Origin of the sequence: Anaerozeibacter quisquiliarum (genome assembly GCF_051162045.1) — a bacterium.
In the GTDB taxonomy this organism is placed as follows: Bacteria; Bacillota; Clostridia; order Christensenellales; family Aristaeellaceae; genus Anaerozeibacter; species Anaerozeibacter quisquiliarum.
In genome coordinates, this window is the sequence record NZ_JBISDI010000012.1 from 79,658 (window position 1) to 102,099 (window position 22,442).

20 protein-coding genes and 5 tRNA genes are annotated in these 22,442 nt (G+C 64.9%); 21 read left to right on the top strand and 4 right to left on the bottom strand.

Going from position 1 to position 22,442, the window contains the following annotated elements; genetic code table 11:
* The first annotated feature begins 3 nt into the window (after positions 1-3).
* The 8 genes from ACH6CV_RS07260 to ACH6CV_RS07295 all read left to right on the top strand — a co-directional run bounded on the left by ACH6CV_RS07260 (position 4) and on the right by ACH6CV_RS07295 (position 9,192).
* Positions 4-861, top strand: coding sequence for a carbohydrate ABC transporter permease (locus ACH6CV_RS07260; protein ID WP_456357514.1), 858 nt, complete (start codon positions 4-6; stop codon positions 859-861).
* On the top strand, positions 858-1,868 hold the full coding sequence (locus ACH6CV_RS07265) for a carbohydrate ABC transporter permease (RefSeq protein ID WP_456357515.1): 1,011 nt from the start codon (positions 858-860) through the stop codon (positions 1,866-1,868). The genes ACH6CV_RS07260 and ACH6CV_RS07265 overlap by 4 nt, the downstream gene beginning before the upstream one ends.
* A 15-nt stretch (positions 1,869-1,883) precedes the next feature.
* Positions 1,884-3,242 (top strand): hypothetical protein, encoded by a 1,359-nt coding sequence (locus tag ACH6CV_RS07270; RefSeq protein WP_456357516.1) that lies wholly within the window; start codon positions 1,884-1,886, stop codon positions 3,240-3,242.
* Between the two features lie 12 nt (positions 3,243-3,254).
* Entirely contained in the window at positions 3,255-4,502 is a 1,248-nt protein-coding gene (locus tag ACH6CV_RS07275) for an ABC transporter permease (RefSeq protein ID WP_456357517.1), read from the top strand.
* Positions 4,499-4,900, top strand: coding sequence for a zinc ribbon domain-containing protein (locus ACH6CV_RS07280; RefSeq protein ID WP_456357518.1), 402 nt, complete (start codon positions 4,499-4,501; stop codon positions 4,898-4,900). The genes ACH6CV_RS07275 and ACH6CV_RS07280 overlap by 4 nt, the downstream gene beginning before the upstream one ends.
* 122 nt (positions 4,901-5,022) lie before the next feature.
* Positions 5,023-6,501 carry an L-fucose/L-arabinose isomerase family protein gene (locus ACH6CV_RS07285; RefSeq protein ID WP_456357519.1) on the top strand — a complete coding sequence of 493 codons (1,479 nt, stop codon included), beginning with the start codon at positions 5,023-5,025 and terminating at the stop codon, positions 6,499-6,501.
* 453 nt (positions 6,502-6,954) lie between these two features.
* Positions 6,955-8,343 (top strand): magnesium transporter, encoded by a 1,389-nt coding sequence (gene mgtE, locus ACH6CV_RS07290; protein ID WP_456357520.1) that lies wholly within the window; start codon positions 6,955-6,957, stop codon positions 8,341-8,343.
* 129 nt (positions 8,344-8,472) lie between these two features.
* Positions 8,473-9,192: a tRNA 2-thiocytidine biosynthesis TtcA family protein gene (locus tag ACH6CV_RS07295; protein WP_456357521.1), complete on the top strand. Its 720-nt coding sequence runs from the start codon at positions 8,473-8,475 to the stop codon at positions 9,190-9,192.
* Between the two features lie 82 nt (positions 9,193-9,274).
* Here the strand turns inward: ACH6CV_RS07295 and ACH6CV_RS07300 are convergent, their stop codons facing one another.
* From ACH6CV_RS07300 to ACH6CV_RS07315, 4 genes are all read right to left on the bottom strand, one after another.
* Entirely contained in the window at positions 9,275-9,733 is a 459-nt protein-coding gene (locus tag ACH6CV_RS07300) for a YhcH/YjgK/YiaL family protein (RefSeq protein WP_456357522.1), read from the bottom strand.
* A complete protein-coding gene (locus ACH6CV_RS07305) occupies positions 9,730-10,434 on the bottom strand; it encodes an N-acetylmannosamine-6-phosphate 2-epimerase (RefSeq protein WP_456357523.1) in 705 nt (234 codons plus the stop codon). Before ACH6CV_RS07305 ends, ACH6CV_RS07300 begins: the two co-directional genes overlap by 4 nt.
* 15 nt (positions 10,435-10,449) lie before the next feature.
* Positions 10,450-11,304 carry a MurR/RpiR family transcriptional regulator gene (locus tag ACH6CV_RS07310; protein WP_456357524.1) on the bottom strand — a complete coding sequence of 285 codons (855 nt, stop codon included), beginning with the start codon at positions 11,302-11,304 and terminating at the stop codon, positions 10,450-10,452.
* 109 nt (positions 11,305-11,413) lie between these two features.
* Complete coding sequence (locus ACH6CV_RS07315; RefSeq protein WP_456357525.1) at positions 11,414-12,313, bottom strand: ROK family protein; 900 nt, start codon at positions 12,311-12,313, stop codon at positions 11,414-11,416.
* A 274-nt stretch (positions 12,314-12,587) separates the two neighbouring features.
* On the opposite strand from ACH6CV_RS07315, the gene ACH6CV_RS07320 reads away from it, so the two are divergent.
* From ACH6CV_RS07320 to ACH6CV_RS07380, 13 genes are all read left to right on the top strand, one after another.
* Positions 12,588-14,207, top strand: coding sequence for an ABC transporter substrate-binding protein (locus ACH6CV_RS07320; RefSeq protein WP_456357526.1), 1,620 nt, complete (start codon positions 12,588-12,590; stop codon positions 14,205-14,207).
* 74 nt (positions 14,208-14,281) lie between these two features.
* Positions 14,282-15,241: an ABC transporter permease gene (locus ACH6CV_RS07325; protein WP_456357527.1), complete on the top strand. Its 960-nt coding sequence runs from the start codon at positions 14,282-14,284 to the stop codon at positions 15,239-15,241.
* A 14-nt stretch (positions 15,242-15,255) separates the two neighbouring features.
* A complete protein-coding gene (locus ACH6CV_RS07330) occupies positions 15,256-16,185 on the top strand; it encodes an ABC transporter permease (RefSeq protein ID WP_456357528.1) in 930 nt (309 codons plus the stop codon).
* Between the two features lie 18 nt (positions 16,186-16,203).
* Positions 16,204-17,211 carry an ABC transporter ATP-binding protein gene (locus tag ACH6CV_RS07335; RefSeq protein WP_456357529.1) on the top strand — a complete coding sequence of 336 codons (1,008 nt, stop codon included), beginning with the start codon at positions 16,204-16,206 and terminating at the stop codon, positions 17,209-17,211.
* Positions 17,204-18,235, top strand: a complete 1,032-nt coding sequence (locus ACH6CV_RS07340) for an ABC transporter ATP-binding protein (RefSeq protein WP_456357530.1) — start codon at positions 17,204-17,206, stop codon at positions 18,233-18,235. Before ACH6CV_RS07335 ends, ACH6CV_RS07340 begins: the two co-directional genes overlap by 8 nt.
* On the top strand, positions 18,222-19,148 hold the full coding sequence (locus tag ACH6CV_RS07345; protein ID WP_456357531.1) for a dihydrodipicolinate synthase family protein: 927 nt from the start codon (positions 18,222-18,224) through the stop codon (positions 19,146-19,148). The genes ACH6CV_RS07340 and ACH6CV_RS07345 overlap by 14 nt, the downstream gene beginning before the upstream one ends.
* Positions 19,145-20,818: an FAD-binding protein gene (locus tag ACH6CV_RS07350; RefSeq protein WP_456357532.1), complete on the top strand. Its 1,674-nt coding sequence runs from the start codon at positions 19,145-19,147 to the stop codon at positions 20,816-20,818. Before ACH6CV_RS07345 ends, ACH6CV_RS07350 begins: the two co-directional genes overlap by 4 nt.
* Positions 20,803-21,819 carry a Gfo/Idh/MocA family protein gene (locus ACH6CV_RS07355; protein ID WP_456357533.1) on the top strand — a complete coding sequence of 339 codons (1,017 nt, stop codon included), beginning with the start codon at positions 20,803-20,805 and terminating at the stop codon, positions 21,817-21,819. Before ACH6CV_RS07350 ends, ACH6CV_RS07355 begins: the two co-directional genes overlap by 16 nt.
* Before the next feature lie 77 nt (positions 21,820-21,896).
* Positions 21,897-21,972 (top strand) — tRNA-Val (locus ACH6CV_RS07360).
* 10 nt (positions 21,973-21,982) lie between these two features.
* Positions 21,983-22,059 (top strand) — tRNA-Asp (locus ACH6CV_RS07365).
* A gap of 4 nt (positions 22,060-22,063) precedes the next feature.
* Positions 22,064-22,139: transfer RNA gene (locus tag ACH6CV_RS07370), tRNA-Phe, on the top strand.
* A 26-nt stretch (positions 22,140-22,165) separates the two neighbouring features.
* Positions 22,166-22,241: transfer RNA gene (locus tag ACH6CV_RS07375), tRNA-Gly, on the top strand.
* 81 nt (positions 22,242-22,322) lie between these two features.
* Positions 22,323-22,397 (top strand) — tRNA-Cys (locus ACH6CV_RS07380).
* Positions 22,398-22,442 lie beyond the last annotated feature (45 nt).

Genomic DNA, 22,442 nt, shown 5'->3' on the forward strand with positions numbered 1-22,442 from the left:
TACATGTTCAAACGCAAGAAATCGGTGCTGCTGTACCTCGCGCCGGGGCTGATCGGGCTCTTGGTTTTCTACCTGATCCCGTTCGGCGGGGGCGTGTACCACAGCCTGACCGACGGGGGATTTGAAAACAAGTTCGTGGGCGCGCGCAATTATATCGACATCTGGCGCAACGAGATGTTTATGCTGGGGCTCAAGAACACGCTCGAGCTGTCGCTGATGAGCGCGCCGCTGATCTTCGTGCTGGCGTTTTTCGTGGCGCTGCTGCTCAACGGGCTCAAGGGTCAAAACGCCTTCTTCCGCAACGCCGTGCTCATGCCCTATTTGATGCCGACGAGCGCCATGCTGCTCATATGGCTGCTGCTGTTCGACTTCGGCGGCGCGGTCAACCGGCTGGTGACGGCCCTCGGCTTCGAGCGTGTCCTATGGCTCGAGGGCGCGGCGCTGCGCGTACCGGTGGTGGTCATGTACATCTGGAAGAACCTGGGGTTCTCGGTGGTGATCTTCACGGCGGCGCTGCAGTCGGTGCCCGAGGCGTTTTACGAATACGCCCGGCTCGAGGGCGCGGGGTTTTTGCGCCGCGCGTTCAGCATCACGCTGCCGCTGATTACGCCCACCGCGTTTTTGGTGCTGGTGATGGCCTGGGTCAACGCCTTCAAGATTTTCAAAGAGGTCTACTTTATCGGCGGGGCCTACCCCGACTACGCGGTGTATACGCTGCAAAACTACATGAACAACATGTTCGCCAAGCTCAACTACCAGATGGTGACCACGGCGGCCTACAGCTTTGCCGCGATCGTGCTCGCGCTGTTCGGCGCGCTGTTCCTGATCGAGCGGCGGATGCGCAAGGGGGTGAGCGAATGAGCGGCGGATGGCGTGGGCTGCGCGCTCAGGCGGGTGCGAGCGAAGGCGCGGGCTGGCGAGCGCTGCCTCGGCCGGACCGGGGAGACTGGCGCAAGCTCCCGCACGGCGACGACGCGCGCCTCGGTTGGCGCAGCCAGATCGCGCCCAAGCGCGCCCCCCGGGCGCGCAAGGGCTACGGCGGCAAGATCCTTCTGTCGGTGCTGGCGGCGATCCTGCTGCTGCCGATCGCGCTGACCTTCTTCTACTCGTTCTTCCCGACCAGCGAGATCCGAGCCTACCTCGGGATGCGCGGCAACTACGACGCGACGGCGTGGATGCCGATCAAGCTGTCGCCGCAGGTGGCGTCGCTCCGGCAGTACTATCGGATCCTGATCGAGGACACGACGGTCTTAAAACTCTACGTGAATTCCGCGGTGTACGCGGGCGCGATCCTGCTCGGGCAGGCGCTGGTGATCCCGATGCTGGCCTACGCGCTCAGCCGGTTCCGCTTTCCCGGGCGCGACGCGCTGTTCTTCGTGGTGCTGATGCTGATGCTGATGCCGTTCCAGGTGACGATGGTGCCCAATGTCATTACGCTTCGGCAACTGGGGATCATGAACACGGTGTGGGCGGTGATTCTGCCGATGTGCTTCGCGCCCTTCATCGTCTTCTTGCTGCGCCAGTACATGGTGTCGCTGCCCGACGAGTTGGTCGAGGCGGGCGAGATCGACGGTGCGGGCACCTGGCGCACGTTCATTCACGTGGTGCTGCCGGTGTCGCGGCCGATCCTGGGCGCGGCGGCGGCGCTGTCGTTCGCCGATTGCTGGAACCTGGTCGAGCAACCGCTGGTGTACCTAGGCGAACGATATGACCTGCAGCCGCTGTCGGTGATGTTCGGTCAGATCGGTACCGACGCCAAGGAGATCGCATTCGCGGGCGCGGCCGTATACATCCTGCCGGCACTGTTCGTCTACCTGTTCTTCCAAGAGGACATCCAGATGGGCATCCAGCTCAGCGAGCTCAAATAGGGGGGACACAAAGGCATGAAGAAATTCGCATTGAAGGGGCTCGCCGTACTGGCCATCGCGGTCGCGCTGTGCATGTTCTTTGCGGGCACGGTGCGCACGATCGTGACGCCCAAGGTTAAGATCGTGCAAGCCAAGAGCGGGCGGCTCGAGCAGTCGATCGCGCTCAAGGGGGAGGTTGCCTACCCCGAAACCGAGGAGATGCGCATCGAGGCCGCGCGCGGCAAGTCGCTCGTGGTCACCCGGGTCAACGTGCGCGCCGGGTATCAGGTCAAGAAGGGCGACGTGCTGTTCGAAATGGAAATGCCCGACTTCGACGAGCAGATGGACAAGCTCAAGAAAGAATACGAGGAAAAGGCCAAGAAGCTGACCGACCTCGATATCACGAACCGGAAGCTCAAACGCAGCAACCCCCGCAACACCGCCTACGACGCGATGAACGCGGCGCACAGGGTGCTGCTCGACAAGCGGCTGGAGCTGACGACGCTGTGCGAGCAGGAGGGGATCAAGCTGCCCGAGGAGACGGGGCTCGACGAGATGCCGGCCTACGTCGAGGGGCGCGGCGCGAGCGCGCAGCTCAAGCGAATTGCCGGCGAATGCGCCGAGGCCTATGCGGAGGCGACCAAGGCCGAAGCCAACCTGTTTGCCATGCTTAAGGACAGGAAGACCCGGGGCAAGGAGGGCGTGTGGGCCTACCTCAAGGAGCGCAGTCTGGCCGCCGCCGAGCAGGCGCAGGCCGAGCAGGCGCTGCTCGACCTGGCCGCGGCCAAGGCGCACATCGCCAAGGTGGTGGCCCCGCGCGACGCCTACGTGGCGCAGGTGGGGATCAAGGTGGGCGACAGCTACGACGGCAAGGCCGCGCCGCTCACAATCAATAAGGCGGGCGCGGAGCCGGTGCTGCGCGCCGATGTCAGTGAGATTCGCCAGGCGATCGAGGTCGGCGCGACCGTCACGGTCAAGGGCGACTGGCAGGAACTCGAAACCCAGGTGGTGAACACCGGCATCGACCTCAAGGGCAAGAAGTACGTCGACGTCAAGCTGACGAGCGAAATCGTCGAGACCAGGGGCGGCATGTCCACGCTGATGCTGGGCGAGACCGAGATGACGATCAGCTATCGCGCCAAGGAGTCGCGCACGCTGCTGCCCGCGAGCGCGGTGCGCTCCGAGGGCGAAAAGGAGCATTACGTGTGGCAGATCCGCCAGGAATACGGCGGCTTCACCGGCGAGCGGATGACGATCGCGAAGATGCCGGTGACCGTGCTGCAGCGCGGCGGCAAGGTCGTATCGATCGCCGAGGATCTGTACGACCTCAAGGTGGCCGACATGGAGGACCGCGCGATCAAGGACGGCGATACCGTGATGGAATACGTCAATTGATGGGGGAAACGCATGCGTAAGAAAAAATGGCGCGGCCTCTTTTTGCTCGCGCCCGGCCTGTGCCTGATGGCGTTTGCCTCCTTCCAATTGATGACCGCGCCGAAACTGTTGCAATACGCGGTGGCCGCGCCCGCGCCCGAGGCGGCTCAAGACGCCAAGGGCGCCGATCCCGAGCAGGACGCTGAGGGCCGGCCGACAGGCGACGACCCTGCGCCGATGCGCTCGGACGCGCTCAAGCGATTGGCCGAGGATGCGAACGAGCGGTTGACGGAGCTGTCCGCCAATCTTACGGCCTTTACCATCTGCGCCGAGCGCGCGGGCGTGGCGCTGTCGTCAGACGACGAGGGCAGCGCCAGCGCGCGGCTGGTGGCGGCGGGCGAGCGTTATTTCGACGTATATCCGAAGTACCTGCTCAGCGGGCGGCTGCCGGACCCGGACGAGCTCAAGTACGGCGACCCGGTGGTCGTGCTCGACGTGGATCTCGCGATCAAGCTGTTCTCGATATCCGAGCCCATCGACCGCGTCGTGACGATCGACGCTCACGCATACCGGGTTGCGGGCGTGGTGCGCCACCAAAGGTCGCCGGGCGAGCACGACCCGTATAGCGCCTACATCCCGCTGGCCTCGGCCGCAAAGCGTGGCATCGCGCTCGACAGCTGCGTCGTCGGCGCGTTGCCGATCCCCCGGTCGGGCGCGGGCTCTGCGTTTTCCGCCGCGATGAACGAGGCGGCCCCGGGCGGCGACTGCTACGATCTGTCGAAGGAGGCGCTGCGCGCCCGCGCGCTGCCGAGGCTTGTGCTGATCGCGCTCGCGCTCTGGCTGGTGATGCTGGGCTTTCGGGCGGTGAGCCGGTTCGCATTGAATAGGCTGCGCGGCTTCGGCGCGCGGCTTCGGCGCGAGTACCTGCGCGATATGCTGGGCGGCGCGCTGCTCACCGTACTCACGGCGCTCGCCGGTTACGCGCTGCTGCTCGGGGCCTGCTGGGCGCTGGCGGCATACGCGGCGGAGCTGCTCTACACCTTCCCCGAATGGGTGCCGGCGGTGCTCGTGGAATGGGCGGACATCCGCACGACCTTTTGGAGCCTGGTTGCGCGCGCGTCGAAGCCCGTGCAGCGCGTAACAATCGAGCTCAAGCGCATCCAATTCTACGCAATCCTGATGCGCTGGGGCATGGTCGCGGCGCTCGCCGGCGGCCTGATGGGCACGCTTTCGCGGCTGTGGAAGGCGGACGAACGGGTGGAAGGGGAGGGAGCGGAATGAAGAGCGTAAAGCCGGGGCGCGGACCTTCGTTCATGGGCGGCATCTGGAGCCTGGCGGCGGCGGCGTTCGGCGTATTCTGGACGCGTTCAGCCTATGAAATTGGCGCGAGAGAGATGGTGCCGTTCGGCGTGCTGTTCATCCTCATGGCGGTGGCGGCGGCGATCTACAGCTTTGTGGGGGCCGCGTCCAAAAACCGGTTCAGCGAGTTCGACATTGTAGATGGCGATGAGGAGCCGGACCCGTTGAACGCGTATTTCGGCCGCGAGGGAACTGAGCGAAAGGAGCCGCAACCCAAGGGCGCGACCGGCGACATTGACGCCGACTTTTGCCCCTATTGCGGCGCGCGCGCGGCGGCGGGACACAGGTTCTGCCGGAAGTGCGGCAAGGAGATGCGATGACGTGAGCAATCGGAAGAATCCGCCCTGAATCCCGAATGAATTGCCCGTTTGCGGCGTTGAACAACGACTTTTTGTATGGTATAATGATTGCGAACATGCGGATAAAGGGGGATTACTTCTTTATGCTCAACATTCCCGAGATCAAGATGGGCATCGTGGCGGTCAGCCGCGACTGCTTTCCGATCGACCTGTCCATTGAGCGCAGGAAGGCCGTCGTGGCCGAGTGCGCGCGTCGTGAGATTCCGGTCATTGAGATGCAGACCACGATTGAGAACGAGCCGGACGCGCTTAAGGCGCTCGAGGAGCTCAAGGCGGCGGGCGTCAACGCGTTGGTCGTGTTCCTCGGCAACTTCGGCCCGGAAGGCCCGGAGACCTACCTGGCCGAGCGCTTCGCAGGTCCGGTCATGTTCGCGGCGGCGGCCGAGGAGAACATCCCCGTGCTGTCCAGCCGTCGCGGCGACGCCTACTGCGGCATGCTCAACGCCAGCTACAACCTGAAGCTGCGCGGGGTGAACGCCTACATCCCCGAGCGCCCGGTCGGCGACGCCGCCCATGTGGCGAAGCTGATCTCGCTCTTCCACCCGATCGCCCGCGCGCTGCTGGGCGTACGCGACCTCAAGATCATCACCTTCGGCCCGCGCCCCTACGACTTTTTGGCCTGCAACGCGCCGATCGCGCCGCTGTTCAAGCTCGGCGTCAACGTGCAGGAGAACAGCGAGCTCGACCTGTTCGCGGCGTTCAACCGCCACAAGGACGACCCGCGCATCCCGTTAAAGATCCGCGAGATGGAGGAGGAACTCGGCGAGGGCAATCAGATGCCGGGCATCCTGCCCAAACTCGCGCAGTATGAGCTGACGCTGCTCGACTGGGTCGAGGAAAACCGCGGCTCGGCCAAGTACGTGGCGATGGCCAACAAGTGCTGGCCGGCGTTCCAGACGCAGTTCGGCTTCGTGCCCTGCTACGTCAACTCGCGCCTGACCGCGATGGGCATCCCGGTCGCCTGCGAGGTGGACATCTACGGCGCGCTGTCGGAGTACATCGGCACCTGCGTGACCGGCGAGCCGGTGACGCTGCTCGACATCAACAACACCGTGCCCGCCGACATGTACAAAGAGAGCATCGAGGGCAAGTTCGGCTACACCGACCGCGAGGTGTTCATGGGCTTCCACTGCGGCAACACCCCGATGTGCCGGCTCAAGAAGGGCACGATGAAGTACCAGCTGATTATGCACCGCGGGCTCGAGCCCGGCAAGGAGCCCGACATCACGCGCGGCACGCTCGAGGGCGACATCACGCCGGGCGATATCACCTTCTTCCGGCTGCAAGCCGACAAAGACTCGGTGCTCAAGAGTTACATCGCCGAGGGCGAGGTGTTGCCGGTCGATACGCAGTCGTTCGGCGGCATCGGCGTGTTCGCCATTGCGCAGATGGAGCGCTTCTACCGCCATGTGCTGATCGAGGACGGCTACCCGCACCACGGCGCGGTGGCCTTCGGCCGCGCGGGCAAGGCGCTGTTCGCCGTCATGAACCTGCTGGGCACGACCAAAGTGGCGTTCAATCGGCCCAAGGCTATGATGTACCCGACGGAGAATCCGTTTTAAGCGGTTCAGAAAATATGCAAGGCCCCCGACGTTCCGTCGTCCGGGGCCTTGTGCTTTATGCCGATCTGTGTGCACAATCCGATGTGGTTCTGCCAACGGGTTTGCCTCCGGGAAGGGGAATGGGAGGGAACGCTCCTGCCGTAGCCATTAGGCTCTTGACGAATTCGGGGATATGCGGTATGATAAAGATGCGGATTTTTCGCATATCAGCTTGGCATATGAGGAGGTGGCCCGTGATGGACGACGGCGGAAACAGTCGGTCGACTGAGGGCGTGCCTCGATCATACGCGGGTCGTTTCCTTGTGAACTGACCCACGAATCGCCGGGCATCCCTCATCTCACAGACGCCGCCAAACGTCCGGACACTTGCATCAGATCGATGAGTGTCTGGTTTTCGTGCGCGTGCGCGGGTATTGCGCATACCCCGTAAATTGAGAAGGGAGTGTGAATCCTATGGATTTTGATCGCATCAAGGAGCGGCTCGACCAGTTGCTCGCCGCGCAGCGCCACGGCGAGCTGCGCGGCGCGCTGATGATGCTGAACGAAGTGGACATCGCCGAATACTTGCAGACGCTGGGCAAGGACAGGATGCTGATGGTGTTTCGCGTCCTGCCCAAGGACATCTCGTCGGACGTGTTTTCCTACATGGACAGCGACCAGCGCCAGGATCTGATCGAATCGATCGGCGACGCCGAGGTGGCCAAGCTGGTCAACGACATGTTCATCGACGACGCGGTCGATTTTTTGGAAGAGATGCCGGCCAACCTGGTCAAGCGGCTGCTCCAAAACACCGACCTTGAGCGGCGGGTGTTGCTCAACCAGTTCCTGCGCTACCCGGAAAATTCGGCCGGTTCGATCATGACGATCGAATACTGCGAGTTTCGCAAGGGCACGAAGGTATCGCGCGCGATGGAGGAACTCAAGCGCACCGGCATCGACAAGGAGACCATCTACACGCTTTATGTGATCGACGACAAGCGCCAGTTGGTGGGCACGGTGCCGCTTCGAAGGCTCATCATGGCCGCCGACGACGCGCTGATCGACTCGGTGATGGACACCGGCGTCATTTCGGTGCATACGCTCGACGACCAGGAGACGGTCGCCGACACCGTGCGCAAGTACGACTTCATGTCGATCCCGGTGGTCGATCAGGAGCAGCGGCTGGTGGGCATCATCACGGTGGACGACATCATGGACGTCATCGAAGAAGAGAACACCGAGGACTTCGAGAAGATGGGCGCCCTGATCCCGTCCGAAGACGAATACATGAAGACCGACATCTGGGGGCTGGCGCGCAACCGCATCCCGTGGCTGCTGATCCTGATGATCTCGGCCACCTTCACCGGCATGATAATCACCCACTATGAAGACGTGCTCAAGACCAGTGCGATCGGCGTGGTGCTGATGAGCTCGATTCCGATGCTGATGGACACCGGCGGCAACTGCGGATCGCAGACCAGCGTGCTGGTCATCCGCGGCCTGGCGCTGGGCGAATTGGGGTTCAAGGACCTGTTCACCATCCTGTGGAAGGAAATCCGGGTCGCGGCGATCGTCGGCGCGGTGCTGGCAGCGGTCAACTTCCTTCGGATGACGGCGATCGAGCTGATCGTCACGGGAGGCGCGATCAACTGGAGCGCAAATGTGGGCGTATGGATCGTCGTCTCGACCAGCGTGTTCCTGACCACCGTGATCGCCAAGTCGATCGGCTGCGTCCTGCCGCTTGCGGCCAAGCGCGTGGGCCTCGACCCGGCGCTGATGGCCAGCCCCCTGATTACCACGATCGTCGACGCCGGCGCGCTGACGGTGCTGTTCGTGATCGCGACCAAATTCCTGGCCGTCTGATGGTCGCGCGCATCCGCCTGCGGGCATATGCGCGTGAGTCGGGGACCGAACCGGCGCCTATGAATTGAACATGGAGGGCTTCGGCCCTCCAAACATCCCCGAGGGGACTATTGTCTTGAGAGGATCGTTATGAAAGAAACGCTGGGCTGCCTGCGCCGCGCCGACCAGGATTTCCGCATGATCGAGGCGGGCGACCGCGTCGCGGTGGGCGTGTCGGGCGGCAAGGACAGCCTGCTCTTATTGTACGCGCTGGCGCTGTACCGCAAGTTCTGCAAGGTGCCCTACACATTGACCGCGGTCACGCTGACCATGGGGATCGAGCCCTTTGACCTCACGGGCGTCCGGGCGTTGTGCGAGCGGCTCGGGGTCGAGTTCGTCGTCAAGGAGACGCAAATTGGACGCGTGCTCTTTGAGGAGCGCAAGGAGAAAAACCCCTGCGCGCTGTGTGCCAAGATGCGCCGGGGCGCGCTAAGCGAGCTGTGCGCGCAGCGGGGCTTCAACAAGGTGGCGCTCGGGCATCACCGCGACGACGCGATCGAGACGCTCGTGCTGTCGCTGCTGTTCGAGGGGCGCATCCACACCTTCCATCCGGTCACGCACCTGACCCGCAGCGGCGTCACGCAGATCCGGCCGCTCGTCTACCTGCCCGAGAAGCACGTGATCCACATGGCCCGCACGCTGAACCTGCCGGTGGTCAAATCGCCCTGCCCGGTCAACGGCCGCACCAAGCGCCAAGAGGTCAAGGAACTGCTGGATCAACTGTGCAAACGCTACCCGAACGCGCGGGAACTGATGTTGTCGGCGCTTCAAAATGAGGCGCAGTACGCTCTGTGGGGAAAGGCGCGCTGACGAAATCGGCCTTAAAGGATTTCCGCCCGTCCCACGGGTCGCATTGCGGCCGGGCGGAAATCCTTTGCTTCGCGCTCGCCGGTCATGTAGCCGCCGGCAAAAGCAGCTTGACGACGGCCTTTTTGAGCGCAACGCCGGGGTCGGCGGGGGCGCAGAGCGGGGCGTGGGCGTCGCCGGGGAACAGGGCGTAGAACGTGCCGGGCCTGATTGGGATGTCTACGCCCTCGCCTTCGGCGATCAGCGCGTCGTTGTGTTCATCGTAGGGCACGGTGATTGCAAGCGAGGCCAGCGGCGCCCAGCGCAGCACTTCGTCGCCTTCGAGCAGCAGTTGCACGTCAGCATAGCGCCGATGCGCTTCAAACGGCGCGCCCAGGCGCGCGCGCGTCACGGGCGTCTGGATCAGCACGTAGTGACCCCCGCCCTCGAAATCGTACCGGCCTGCCGGCGCGTCCCTGAGCGACAGCGCAAACGCCGTCAGCCGCGAAATGCCCGGCAGCGCGCCTTCGTACAGGCGCGCGTTTTCAAAGATGTCCAGGATCATGGGCGCCCAACCCCCTCCGGTTGAGGCAACGCATCAGCAAACCGGCGGGTGATCTCGCGCGGCCGCGTGATCGCGGTACCCACCACCGCCGCGTATGCGCCGCACGTAAACGCACGCGCCAGTTGCTCGGGCGTCCAGATGCCGCCCTCAGCGATCAGCGGGACTTGAAGCGCCCCGGACAATCGCTCTATCAGCTCGAAATCGGGCAGCGGGCGCGCCCGGGTCTCGTCGGTGTAGCCGGCCAGCGTGGTGCCCGCCAGGTCGAAACCCAGCGCCTGCGCCCGCATGCCGTCCTCAAACGTGGCGCAGTCGGCCATGAACAGCTGACCGGGGTATTTTTTCCGCACGGCGCGAAAAAACGCCCCGATCTCCAATCCGTCCGGGCGGGGCCGATCGGTGGCGTCGAGCGCGATCACATCCGCGCCCGCGTCCACCAACGCGTCGATTTCGGCCATCGTCGGGGTAATGTATACCGGGCTGCCGGGCACGATGCGCTTGTACAGCCCGATGAGGGGCAGATCCACCTGCCGCCTGATCTCGACGATGTCCGCCGGCGTGTTCGCGCGGATCGCGCCCGCGCCGCCCAGCATCGCGGCGTAGGCCATGCGGCCCATGATGAAGGGACTGTGAAGCGGTTCGTCGGGCAGCGCCTGACAGGAGACCACCAGCCGCCCCTTGAGGCGCGCAATTGTAGGATTCATGCGAGCTCCCCCTTTTTACAACATATGTTCAGTCACCGCCGCGGCGGTGCGTTCTTTATTTTTGATCGAGCAGCCCAGCGTTTGGCGGAAGTACTCCAGGTACAGCACGTCCAGCAGGTACAGCTGGGACATCTTGACCGCGATCGAGCCGCCCTGCAGCGGCCCTTCGTTCGCGCCGCAGCGCAGCAGCAGGTCGCTTAAATCCGACAGCGGCGAACGCTCGAAGCGGGTGACCGCGATCACCCGGGCGCCCGCCTCCTTCGCCCGGCGCGCGACCGCCAGCGTGTCCTTGGTGGCCCCGGAGTAGGAAAACACCACCGCCGCATCCTCGGGCGTCATCAGCGCCGCGCTCATCAGCTGCAAGTGCAGGTCGCCCACCATGCGCACCTTGGGCGTGATGCGCAAAAACCGGCTCATGGCCTCCTGCGCGGTCACCATCGAGCCGCCCACGCCGAAAAACACGATGTGGCGCGCCTCGATCAGCAGGCGGGTGGCCTCGCGTATGTCGTCCGGCCGGGTGTAGCGGAACGTCTCGTTGAGCGCCGCCACCGATGAGGACAGCACCTTTTGCAGCATATCCTCGAGGCTGTCCTGAAACCCGACCGCGCCGGTCAGCTGAACCGCCGCGTCTTCCTGGGAGGAGGCCGCCAGCGCCTGCGCCAGGTGCAGCTTGAAGTCCTGATAGCCGCGATATCCCAGGTCCTTGCAGAAGCGAAAAACGCTGGCGTCGCCCACGCGGCAGGCATCCGAGAGCTCGGTGATCGACAGGTAGATCGCCTTTTGGGGATGCTCGAGCACGTAGTCGGCCACCCGGCGCCCGGCCTTGGTGAACGCCTCGTACCCGGTGCGAATCGCCGTGAAGATGTCCATACCGGCGCCCCTCCTTATCCCAATCCCAATCATGAGCGCGTCCATCGGGCGAGTGAATTTTCCGTTCCGGCCACGCCAGGGCGGCAGAGACGCCGCCGGATGGGCGTGTTCATGACTTGGGGTTGGCGTGAAGCCGCTTGCGCGCCAGCGACAGCGCGCCGTACAGCGCCGCAGCGTTGCCCAACTGCGCGCGCTCGAGGTGAACGCCACGATAACTCGCCATCAACCGGGGCGACAGCAGCGACGCAAGCCGGGCCGTCAGGTGCGCGCGAGAGAATACGCCGCCGCCCAGCACGATCAGGCCGGGGTTCAGGATATGGGTCAGCGTTGCAAGCCCCAGCGCCACCTCGCCCAGCCAGTCGTCGACGACTGCCCGGAGAAGCGCGCTGTCTTCGGCCAGTTCAAACAGCGTGCGCCCATCCGTCGCGCGACGGTCGACCGCGCGCGCGGCGCGAACCAGCGCGGTGACCGAGGCGTATTGCTCGTAGCATCCGGATTGGCCGCACGCGCAGGGCCGTCCGCCCGGATGGGCGATCATGTGCCCCACCTCGCCCGCCACGCCGCGGCTGCCGCCGTACAGCCGGCCGTCAATGACGATCGCGCCGCCCACGCCCGTGCCATAGGTCAGGCACAGGTAGTCGGGCACGCCCTTCGCCGCGCCCAGTTCGCCCTCGCCGAGCGCCGCGGCGTTGACGTCGTTTTCGACCGCCACCGGCACGCCGTAGCGCGCCTCGAGCAGCGCGCGCAGCTTTACGCCGGTATAGCCGGGCACGTTCTCGTTGGCGAACACGATCTCGCCCGTGCGCGCGTCCACCTGGCCGGTGGTGCTCACGCCGATCGCGTGAAAGCCCTCGTACCCGCCGATCACCTCGTGCGCGCGCATGAGCAGCGCGTCCGCGCTCAGACGGCCGTCCGACGCCGTTTCGCCCCGCGCAATCAACCGCCCGTCCTCGTGAAACAACGCGTGCTTGATCGCCGTGCCACCCAAATCAAGCGTCAAAACGTTCACGACGCCACCCCCTTGCGCTTCTTGGCCCATTATACCGTAGGCGCACCGCCATGCGCAAGCCTCATAATGAAAATAATTTTCAGTAATCCGAAGCGGAGAAAATATTTTCGATTTTGTGTTGACAATTGTGTTTTGCCCTGTATAATCATGATAGAAGCGGGCGGGTTCATTTGCGCGATATATGTATTTCCAACAATCTTCGCACACCATGGCGCGTTGCGCGCCGAAATGCGCGCATGGCATATGCTTGAACGGACGAGAGGAGTGTGACCCCATGAAACGAATGGTTTCCCTGTTGCTGGCGCTGATGATGCTGCTTGGCGCGACGGCGGCTTTTGCGCAGCCGGCCAACGCCAACCCGCTGTCGGATGTGCGCGTGCGCCAGGCCATGGCCTACGCGATCGACATGCAGGCGATCATCGACTCGCTGATGGCCGGCAAGGCCACGGTCGCCAGCGTGATGGCGCCCGAGGGCGCGTGGCGCGCCGATGGGCTGAACGACTACGCCTACGACCCCGACAAGGCGCGCGCCCTGCTCGCCGAAGCCGCTTGGGACGCGAATCGCGAGCTGGACTGCGTGTACTACTACGGCGACCAGATGACGGTCGATCTGCTGACCGCGATCCAGGCCTACTTTGCCGACGTCGGCATCAAGATGAACTTCAGGAAGCTCGAAGGCGACCTGGCGTCGCAGCTGTGGGTGCCGCCCGCAGATCCGGTCAACGGCCCCTCGGCGGTCAAATGGGATCTGGCCTATGCGGCGGTGGCCGCGCTGTCGATGGGCGATTACTACGACCGCTATCGCACCGGCGCATCCTCCAACAGCTACAACCCGTCCGATCCGGCGCTGGACGCGCTGATCGACGCCACCAACTCGACCGGCGACGTGCAGGCGCAGATCGCGGCGTACCACGCGCTTGAGCGCTACGAAAACGAGAACGAAATCAACCTGCCGCTCTACCACCAGCCGGTGTTCGTGGTTCAGAGCAAGAAGCTCGACCGCGCGGGCGCGCCCTACGGCAACGAGCAGTACACCTACAACTGGAACATCGTCAACTGGGACATCGAGCCGGGCGCGGACGGCAGGAAGGTGCTCCATACCAACGGTGGCCCGGCGGAGTTCTTCGAAACCCCGTTCTTCAACCCCGGCTTCCTGATGAGCCAGAAGGTGCTGTTTGACCGGCTGATCGTGGCCGACGAGAACCTGTCGCCGCTTACGGGCGGCCTGGCCAGCGACTACCGGCTGAGCGAAGACGGACTGACCTTCGAGACCACGCTGCGCGACGGCGTCAAGTGGCACGACGGCGAGCCGATTACCGCCGAGGACGTGCGCTTTACGGTGGAGCTGGCCACCAAGGTGCAGACCAACCCGGTCATCCTGACCACCTTCAAGGCGCTCGAAGGCTACGAGGCCTACGCCTCGGGCGCGGCCGAACACATCGAGGGCATTTCGATCGACGGCAACAAGCTGACCTTCCGCTTTGCCCGCGTCAACCCCAACATCCTGCTGACCTTTACCCAGTTCGCACCCATGCCCCAAAAGTACTTCGAGAACGTCGATCCGGCGCTGTTCCAGCAGGCCGAGTTCTGGCAGTTCCCGATCGGCTCGGGCCCGTTCAAGCTCTCCGAGGTCAAGATGAACGAGTACGCGGTGTATGTGCCGTTTGAGGACTACTACGGCGGCCGCGCCAAGATCGACGAACTGCGCATGTATCCCAGCGGCGAATCCGACCTGAATCTCGTCAAGAACTGCGCCGCCGGGCAGGTGGACTACGCCTACACCAAGTCGGTGGAGGACGTGCTGGCCATCGAGGCGATGGATCACATGCAGGTGACCCCGGTCAACGTGCGCTACACCCGCCTGATGTACGTCAACAAGTTCCCCCGCCAGTAGGCAACCGCTTCATTACGCCGGGCGCTGCCGTGCGGCAGCGCCCGGCCCTTTAACGACGTGGGGGAGGGATGCCGGTGCTCGCCTATCTGATCCGCAGGCTGCTCATCTTGCTGCCGATGCTGTTGGTCATCAGCTTTCTGGTGTATCTGGGCATGGAGATGATGCCGGGAGACGCGGTGTCCTACATGGTCAGCCCCGACCAACTGGCCAATATCTCGCCCGAGCGGCTGGAGGAGATGCGCGAGGCGCTCGGCCTCAACCGGCCGTTCGTCGAGCGATATGTCCATTGGCTCGCCGCTCTGCTGCGCGGCAACTTCGGCTACAGCCTGACCAGCGGCGTGCCGATCGCGCAGATCCTGGCCCAGAAGCTGCCGGCCACGCTCGAGCTGTCGGCGGCGGCGCTGCTCATCTCGACGATCCTCGGAAACCTGCTGGGGATCCTGAGCGCCGTACGGCGCGGGGGCAAGGCCGACAACCTGCTGACGGTGTTGGGCATGGTGGGCGTATCCATCCCCGAGTTTTTCTTCGGACTTACGATGCTGCTGGTCTTTTCGATCCACCTCAAATGGCTGCCGATCGGCGGGCGTACCTCGCCCGACTATACTGGCTATGCCCAGCAGCTGCGCCACCTGATCCTGCCGGCGACGGTGCTCGGCATATCGATGACGGCGGGCGTGATGCGCTACGCGCGCGCGAGCATGCTGGACGCGATGAACAAGGAGTTCATGAAGACGGCGCGCAGCAAGGGCCTGCCCAACTGGCGCGTGTACCTCATGCACGGGTTTCGGGTGGCGCTGACGCCGGTCGTGGTGCTGATCGGGTTCCGGCTGCCGATGCTGATCGGCGGCTCGGTGGTGATCGAGCAGATCTTTCAATGGCCGGGCATCGGCGAGGCCTTTGTGGCGGCGGTGCGCGGGCAGAACCACCCGTTGGTGATGGCGATCGCGCTGCTCAGCGTGATCGTGGTGCTGGTGGCCAGCTTCATGGTCGACCTGCTCACGGCGCTGATCGACCCGCGGGTGCGGCTCGAATGAAGGGGGGCGGGGAGATGGCGAAGCTTCGCGGACGGGCGCGGGCGCTTGAGCGGAAGATGGACAAAATCGCGCGCGCCGGCGAGCGGCCGCCCCGGCGGACGCTCATCAAGAGCCGCGCGCTGCGCAAGATGCTCTCAAGTCCTCTGTCGACGGTCGGCCTTATGGTGTTCTTGGCCATCGTGCTCTCGTGCGCCTTTGCGCCGCTGATTACGCCCTACGATCCGGGCAAGATCGATCTCAAGAGCGTGCTCCAGCCGCCAGGCCCGATCCATCTGTTCGGCACCGACAAGCTGGGGCGCGACGTGTTCACGCGGGTGTTGTACGGGGGCCGCATATCGATCCTGGTCGGGCTGGGATCGGCGCTGGGCGCGGCGGCGGTGGGCGTGGGGCTGGGCGCCTACTGCGGCTACCGCGGCGGCCTGGCGGACGCGCTGGCGATGCGGGTGAGTGAGATCTTCATGAGCTTTCCGCAGATCATCTTGGTGCTTCTGCTGGTGTCGATGGCGGGGCAGAGCCTCAACAACCTGCTGCTCATCTTCGTCGCGACCGGCTGGGGCAGCATCTACCGGATGACGCGCGCCAAGATGCTGTCGCTGCGCGAGGAGGAGTACGTGCAGGCGCTGCGCGCGTTTGGCGTAAACGACCTCGTCATCTGCTACAAGCACATGCTGCCCAACGCCATCGGCCCCATCATGGTCAACATTACGCTGTCGACGGCCATGTTCATCCTGCAGGAGACGGCTCTGTCGTTCCTGGGACTGGGCGTGCCGCCCCAAATCGCGACCTGGGGCAACATCCTGAACGTCGCCAACGACTTTAAGATCCTGCAAAACAGCTGGTGGATCTGGCTGCCGGTGGGGCTGTTCATCTCGGCGTTCGTGCTCAGCGTGAATTTCATCGGCGACGGACTGCGCGACTCGACCGATCCGACGCAAAGCGGCTGATAAAGGGGGGAAAGGCGGATGAAGGGTGTGCCCGTGCTCAGTGTGGACAGCCTGAGCGTGAGCTTTTATACCGGCAACCGGCCAAACAACGCGGTGCGCGACGTGTCGCTACGGGTGTACGGCGGGCAGACGCTGTGCGTCGTGGGCGAGAGCGGCTGCGGCAAGAGCGTGACCGCCGGCGCCATCATGCGCCTCTTGCCCGACCTTTCCCGCATTGAGCGCGGCTCGATCACCTACCACGGGCCGGGCGGCGACGTGCGCATCGACCGGCTCGAGCGGGACGGCGAGGCCATGCGCCAACTGCGCGGCAAGGACATCGCCATGATCTTTCAGGATCCGATGACCGCGCTCAACCCGGTGTACAGCGTGGGCTATCAGATCGCCGAAAACCTGCTGACGCACGAGAGACTCACACGGTCGCAGGCGCACGAGCGCGCGGTTGCGCTGCTGCGCAGCATGGACATCCCGCTGCCCGAGCAGCGCGCGCGCGAATACCCGCACCAGTTTTCCGGCGGCATGCGCCAGCGCGCGATGATCGCGATGGCGATGGCCTGTAATCCCCGCGTGCTGATCGCCGACGAGCCCACCACGGCGCTCGACGTCACCGTGCAGGCGCAAATCTTCGAGCTCATAGAGCGGCTCAAGCGCGAGAGCGGCGCAGGCGTGATGCTCATCACCCACGACATGGGCGTGGTGACCGAGCTGGCCGACGACGTGGCGGTGATGTACATGGGCTCGGTCGTCGAGGAGGGGCCGGTCGACCGGGTGCTCGGGCGGCCCGCCCATCCCTATACCCGCGCGCTGCTCAAGTCGATCCCGGTGATCGGGCGGGGTCGGGCGCAGCGCCTCGAGCCCATCCGCGGCTCGACGCCCGACCCGCATGACCGGCCGCCGGGCTGTCAGTTCGCGCCCCGTTGCGACTATGCGGCGGAGGCCTGCGGATGCGCCATGCCGGACGCGCGGGATTTGCCCGGCGGGCATCGGGCGCGCTGTTTTCGGCTCGAGGAGGTGATGGGCGATGGATAGGGGAAGCGGCCGTGCGCTCGTGCAAATCAAGCGCCTCAAGACCTTCTTCCCGGTACGCAAGGGCGTATTCCGCCGGGTCGCGGGCCATGTCAAGGCGGTCAACGACGTATCGCTGACCATCTACCGCGGCGAAACGCTCGGCCTGGTGGGGGAGAGCGGCTGCGGCAAGACCACGCTCGGCAAGTCGATCCTCCGGCTGACGCCGGGCGCGGAAGGCGAAATCCTCTACGATTTTGACGGCGAGCCGCGGGATTTGATGAAGCTTACCGAGCGGGAGATGCTCAAGGCGCGCGAAAAGATGCAGATCGTGTTTCAGGATCCCTATTCGTCGCTGAACCCGGCCTTCACCATATTCGGCTCGCTCGAGGATTCGCTCCGCCGCTTCGGCGTCCGCTCGAAGGCCGAGCGCAGGCGGCGCGTCGGCGAGCTGCTGGAGGCGGTCAACCTGCGCGGCGCTTACATGGACCGCTATCCGCACGAGTTTTCCGGCGGGCAGCGCCAGAGGATCGGCATCGCGCGGGCGCTGCTGGTCGATCCGGAACTGATCGTATGCGACGAGTGTGTGAGCGCGCTCGACGTGTCGATCCAGGCGCAGGTGCTGGCGCTGCTCGAGCGGCTCAAGGCGGAGCGCGGCCTGACCTACCTGTTCATCACCCACGACCTGAGCGTAGTGGAGTACATGGCGGACCGCATCGCGGTGATGTACCTCGGACGGGTGGTGGAACTGGCGGACGCCGGGGATCTGTACAAAAACGCGCTGCACCCCTACACGCAGGCGCTGCTGTCGGCCATCCCGGTCGCCGACCTTGAGCGCCGGTCGAAGCGAATCGTGCTCCAGGGCGACGTGCCCAGCCCCGTCGACCCGCCCGACGGCTGCGCGTTCCATCCGCGCTGTCCCGACTGCATGGAGGTGTGTCGTGCCCGGCGGCCCGCGCTTACGCGGTACCTGGCGGGCGGACGGGAACACTTTGTGGCCTGCCATCTGAAAAACGACGCGGAGGAATCTTTCAATGAGCAAGTTTAGCCTTGACCAGATCCGGGGCGTGATCCCGGCGATGCTCACCGTGTTTGACGAGGACGAGCGGCTGAGCGAAGCCAAGATGCGCGCGCTGACGCGGCATCTGCTTCGCTACGACATCGGCGGCCTCTACCTGACCGGCAGCACCGGCGAGGGCTTCATGATGACGTCCGAGGAGCGCATGGCGGCTGTCGAGGCGGTGATCGACGAGGTGCGGGGGCGGGTGCCGGTGATCGTGCATGTGGGCGCGATCAGCACGCGCGCGAGCGCAGACCTGGCGCGCCACGCCGCCGCGGCGGGCGCCGACGCGATTTCGTCGGTTCCGCCGATCTACTGGAAGTTCAGCGACGACGGGATCGCCGGCTATTATGCCGATCTGGTGCAGGCGTCGGGCCTTCCGATGATCGTGTACAACATCGCGCTGGCGGGGCTGGTGAGCTTTGACATGATTCGGCGGCTGGGTGCTATCGACGGCGTCGATGGCATCAAGTATACGGCCGCCACCCACTACGACCTGCCCCGGATCAAGCAGGCGCTGGGCGAGGACTTCATGATCTACTCGGGCGCGGACGAGATGGCCGCGAGCGGCCTGACCTTTGGCGCGGACGGGCTGATCGGCTCGACCTACAACCTGATCGCCGACGTGCTGGTGAAGCTGTGCGCCGCCCACGCCGAGGGGCGCGCGCGCGACATGGAGCGGTTGCAGTTGGTGGCCAATCGGGTGATCTTCGCGCTGCTCGAATACGACCTGATGCCGGCCCTTAAGCTCTGCCTTACGTTCATGGGCGTGGACGCCGGCGTGTCGCGCCGCCCGTTCACCCGCTACGACGCCGCCCAGGCGGCGGCCATGCGCGCGCGGTTTGAGTTGCTCAAGGCGCAGATGGCGGGGGCGGAAGTCGACTTCCTGAACGCCTTATGACGATCGGGTGGACGCGCGACGTCGACATCGTGATCGTCGGAGGCGGGCTGGCCGCGCTGCGCGCCGCCGTGACAGCGGCGCACAGCGGCCTGCGCGTCGACGTGCTGGTCAAGGATCATCTGTGTACCGGATCGAGCTTTTACCCCATGATGGAGATGGTGGCCTGCCAGTCGAGCGACGGCACGCCCGAGGGCGACGCGCGCTTTTTGCGTGAAATCGACGACACATCGCTCAAGATGGGCAGCCCCGCCATGAACCGGCTGTATGTCGCGCGCATCGGCGAGGCGGTTCGCCGCATGCCCGAGCTCGGGATCGAGCCGCGGCTGACCGACCCCAAGCCCGCCTGCTTTGCCCGGACGGCGCGCCCCACCTGGTGCTGGTCGGACTGGAACGCCATTCGGACGCGGGCGCGGGCATTGCTCGCAAGCATGCCAAACGTCACGGTGCGCGAATGTACATTCGCCGTCGACCTGATTGTGCGTGACGGCGCGCTGGCGGGGGTCACCGCGTCCGGTCCGGACGGGTTGTTTTCGATCGCCTGCAAGAGCGCGGTGCTGGCGACGGGCGGATTTGGCGATCTGTTCGAGCATAGCCTGAATACGCCCGACGTCAGCGGCGACGGCCAGGCGCTGGCGCTGGCGGCCGGGGCGCAGCTGATTAACATGGAATTCCTTCAGTTCATCCCCGGCTTCCTGAGTCTGGCGTACAAGACGGTGTTTCGAGAGACGGCGCTGCCCTATGCCGCGCGCATGCGCACCGACGACGGGCGCGACCTGCTGTCGCCCTACCTGAGCGAGGAGGCCGACCGGGTCGCCTGCATCCGCGAGCGCGCGACGCACGGGCCGTTCACCAGCCGGGGCATTTCCAAGTGGTTTGACATCGCGATGATGGAGGAGATCCTGCAGGCGGGGGCCGATCGAGGCTTCCGGCTGCGCTATGTGCCCGAGATTCGCGAGGTGCGCTTCACCTTCCTGACCGACTACGTGCGCTGGCTCAGCGAGAGGCGGGGCGTGGACATCGTGGAGGACGACATCCGCATCGCGCCGTTTTATCATGCGGCCAACGGTGGCGTGTGGATCGACGGGGACTGTCAGACGGCCGTGAAGGGGCTGCTCGCCTGTGGCGAGGTGACCGGCGGCATCCACGGCGCCGACCGCCAGGGTGGGAATTCGACCGGCAGCTGCCTGGTGTTTGGCGAGATCGCGGCGACGGCGGCCGTGCGGTACGCGCAGGGGCACGGCCTCGCAAAGCTGCCCGCCGACGAAGCGCGCTCCTCGCTCGAGGCGCATTATGGCCGGCGGCCGAATGCACGGCTTAAGCCGGACGACATCCTCCCGCCGCTCAGGCGGCTGATGTGGTTTCACGCGAACGTGGTGCGCGAGGAGGCGCCTCTTTTGCGCGCGCTTGGTCGGGTGACCGAGTGGAGGGCCGCGTTTGATCCGCTCGGCGAAATGGCCGACGCGCGCCGGGTCAAGGCGGCGGCCAAGACGGCGCACCTGCTGACGGTGGCGGAGGTGCTGCTGCGCGCGGCGCGCTGGCGCAAGGAAAGCCGGGGCAGCCACTACCGCAGCGATTTCCCGGTTATTTCCGGGCAGTTTGACAAGCGGCTGGCGCTGTCGATCGAGGGCGGGCGGATCGCCGAGCGGGAGGTACCATGCGAATTGGCATAATCGGGACGGGGCGGATCGCCGAGGAGAACGTGCCGGCGTTGCTGCGCACCGGACGGGTGCGGATCGCGGCGCTGTGCAACCGCACGGTCGAAAAGGCCGAGCGGCTGAAAAGCCAATGGGGGCTGGAGGCGCCGGTCTACGCCGATTATCGGGCGATGCTCGATCGGGAAAGGCTGGATGCGGTGCTGATCGAGACGCCGCACGGCCAGCACGCCGGGCAGTTCTGCGCGTGCGCCGAGCGCGGCCTGCACGTGATGGTGGAAAAGCCGCTGGCCGCAGACGCGGCCGACGCGCGGGTGATGATCGAGGCGGCGAAGCGGCACGGCGTGCGCGCGGCGGTATGCCATACGCAGCGCTACCTGGCCCCGATGCGGGCGTTGCGGGACTTTCTGCGCCAGGGCGGAGCGGACGAGCTGGGCGCGCTGGTCAGCGTGACCGACGTGCTGAACTTCCATTATTTTCACGAGCAACGGCCGGCCTGGTATTTCGATCCTGCCCAGGCCGGCGGCGGCATGCTGCTGACGCACGGCGCGCATCAGATCGACCGCATCCACCATCTGGCCGGCGCCGCGACGAGCGCGCTCAGCGCGCGGGTGGAGCGGCGCGCGTCGGGTACGGCGCTCGACAGCGGCTATCAGCTGCTGGGCGACGCCGGCGGCGTCGGGTATGTGGCGGTGTGCACGGGGCTGCCTTCGCCGCACGCAAGCTCGCTGCTGCTGGGCTTTGAGCGGGGGGCGGTTCGGGTACATCTGTTCGACTGCGGGCTTGAAAAGCCCGGCGTATACGTGGGCCGCGGCGACGGACGTTACGAGCCGCTTGCGATCCAATACCGCGCGGAGGATACCTACGTGCGTCAGTTCGAGGCGCTGCTCGATCATCTCGAGGGCAGGGACAGCGACGCGCCCACGCTTATCGAGGCTTACCAGGTGATGCGCGTTCTGGATGCGGCCGTCGCCGCAGAGCATGCCCTATACCCATTATTTAACGATCCGGAACGATGAAAAGTTTCAAAAGCACTTGACAATCGGGTATGAATCCAGTAACATATAACCTGTCGCACGCGACGCCCCGGAACAATGGGAGCATAGCTCAGCTGGTAGAGCACTTGCTTTACACGCAAGGGGTCACAGGTTCGAGCCCTGTTGTTCCCACCAAGTTCATCGCGGTCCGGTAGTTCAGTTGGTTAGAATGCCAGCCTGTCACGCTGGAGGTCGAGGGTTCGAGCCCCTTCCGGATCGCCAATCTGCCTTGGTAGCTCAGATGGTAGAGCAGTAGACTGAAAATCTACGTGTCGGTGGTTCGATTCCGCCCCAAGGCACCAGCACCGTTTCGCGCGGTGCGCAATCTGCGGTAGTAGCTCAGTTGGTAGAGCGCCACCTTGCCAAGGTGGAGGTCGCGAGTCCGAGTCTCGTCTACCGCTCCACTGGTTTTCGGGCATGATGTGTGGGCCTTACATGCAAGTCCGCGCGTCCGAGTCTCGTCTACCGCTCCAATACCTTTCCATGGCGTGATAGCCAAGTGGTAAGGCAAAGGTCTGCAAAACCTTTATTCACCAGTTCAAATCTGGTTCACGCCTCCAACGGAAAGCCCTGATTCTCGATGAATCAGGGCTTTCTCGTTTACT

Excerpts from the sequence above, each read along its gene's own strand:
- ACH6CV_RS07270 (WP_456357516.1), top strand. The coding sequence starts at position 1,884 with ATGAAGAAATTCGCATTGAAGGGGCTCGCCGTACTGGCCATCGCGGTC.
- ACH6CV_RS07280 (WP_456357518.1), top strand. The coding sequence starts at position 4,499 with ATGAAGAGCGTAAAGCCGGGGCGCGGACCTTCGTTCATGGGCGGCATC.
- ACH6CV_RS07345 (WP_456357531.1), top strand. The coding sequence starts at position 18,222 with ATGAGCAAGTTTAGCCTTGACCAGATCCGGGGCGTGATCCCGGCGATG.
- ACH6CV_RS07285 (WP_456357519.1), top strand. The coding sequence starts at position 5,023 with ATGCTCAACATTCCCGAGATCAAGATGGGCATCGTGGCGGTCAGCCGC.
- ACH6CV_RS07350 (WP_456357532.1), top strand. The coding sequence starts at position 19,145 with ATGACGATCGGGTGGACGCGCGACGTCGACATCGTGATCGTCGGAGGC.
- ACH6CV_RS07305 (WP_456357523.1), bottom strand. The coding sequence starts at position 10,434 with ATGAATCCTACAATTGCGCGCCTCAAGGGGCGGCTGGTGGTCTCCTGT.
- ACH6CV_RS07340 (WP_456357530.1), top strand. The coding sequence starts at position 17,204 with ATGGATAGGGGAAGCGGCCGTGCGCTCGTGCAAATCAAGCGCCTCAAG.
- ACH6CV_RS07265 (WP_456357515.1), top strand. The coding sequence starts at position 858 with ATGAGCGGCGGATGGCGTGGGCTGCGCGCTCAGGCGGGTGCGAGCGAA.
- ACH6CV_RS07260 (WP_456357514.1), top strand. The coding sequence starts at position 4 with ATGTTCAAACGCAAGAAATCGGTGCTGCTGTACCTCGCGCCGGGGCTG.
- ACH6CV_RS07330 (WP_456357528.1), top strand. The coding sequence starts at position 15,256 with ATGGCGAAGCTTCGCGGACGGGCGCGGGCGCTTGAGCGGAAGATGGAC.
- ACH6CV_RS07300 (WP_456357522.1), bottom strand. The coding sequence starts at position 9,733 with ATGATCCTGGACATCTTTGAAAACGCGCGCCTGTACGAAGGCGCGCTG.
- ACH6CV_RS07355 (WP_456357533.1), top strand. The coding sequence starts at position 20,803 with ATGCGAATTGGCATAATCGGGACGGGGCGGATCGCCGAGGAGAACGTG.
- ACH6CV_RS07310 (WP_456357524.1), bottom strand. The coding sequence starts at position 11,304 with ATGGACATCTTCACGGCGATTCGCACCGGGTACGAGGCGTTCACCAAG.
- ACH6CV_RS07275 (WP_456357517.1), top strand. The coding sequence starts at position 3,255 with ATGCGTAAGAAAAAATGGCGCGGCCTCTTTTTGCTCGCGCCCGGCCTG.
- ACH6CV_RS07320 (WP_456357526.1), top strand. The coding sequence starts at position 12,588 with ATGAAACGAATGGTTTCCCTGTTGCTGGCGCTGATGATGCTGCTTGGC.
- mgtE (WP_456357520.1), top strand. The coding sequence starts at position 6,955 with ATGGATTTTGATCGCATCAAGGAGCGGCTCGACCAGTTGCTCGCCGCG.
- ACH6CV_RS07295 (WP_456357521.1), top strand. The coding sequence starts at position 8,473 with ATGAAAGAAACGCTGGGCTGCCTGCGCCGCGCCGACCAGGATTTCCGC.
- ACH6CV_RS07335 (WP_456357529.1), top strand. The coding sequence starts at position 16,204 with ATGAAGGGTGTGCCCGTGCTCAGTGTGGACAGCCTGAGCGTGAGCTTT.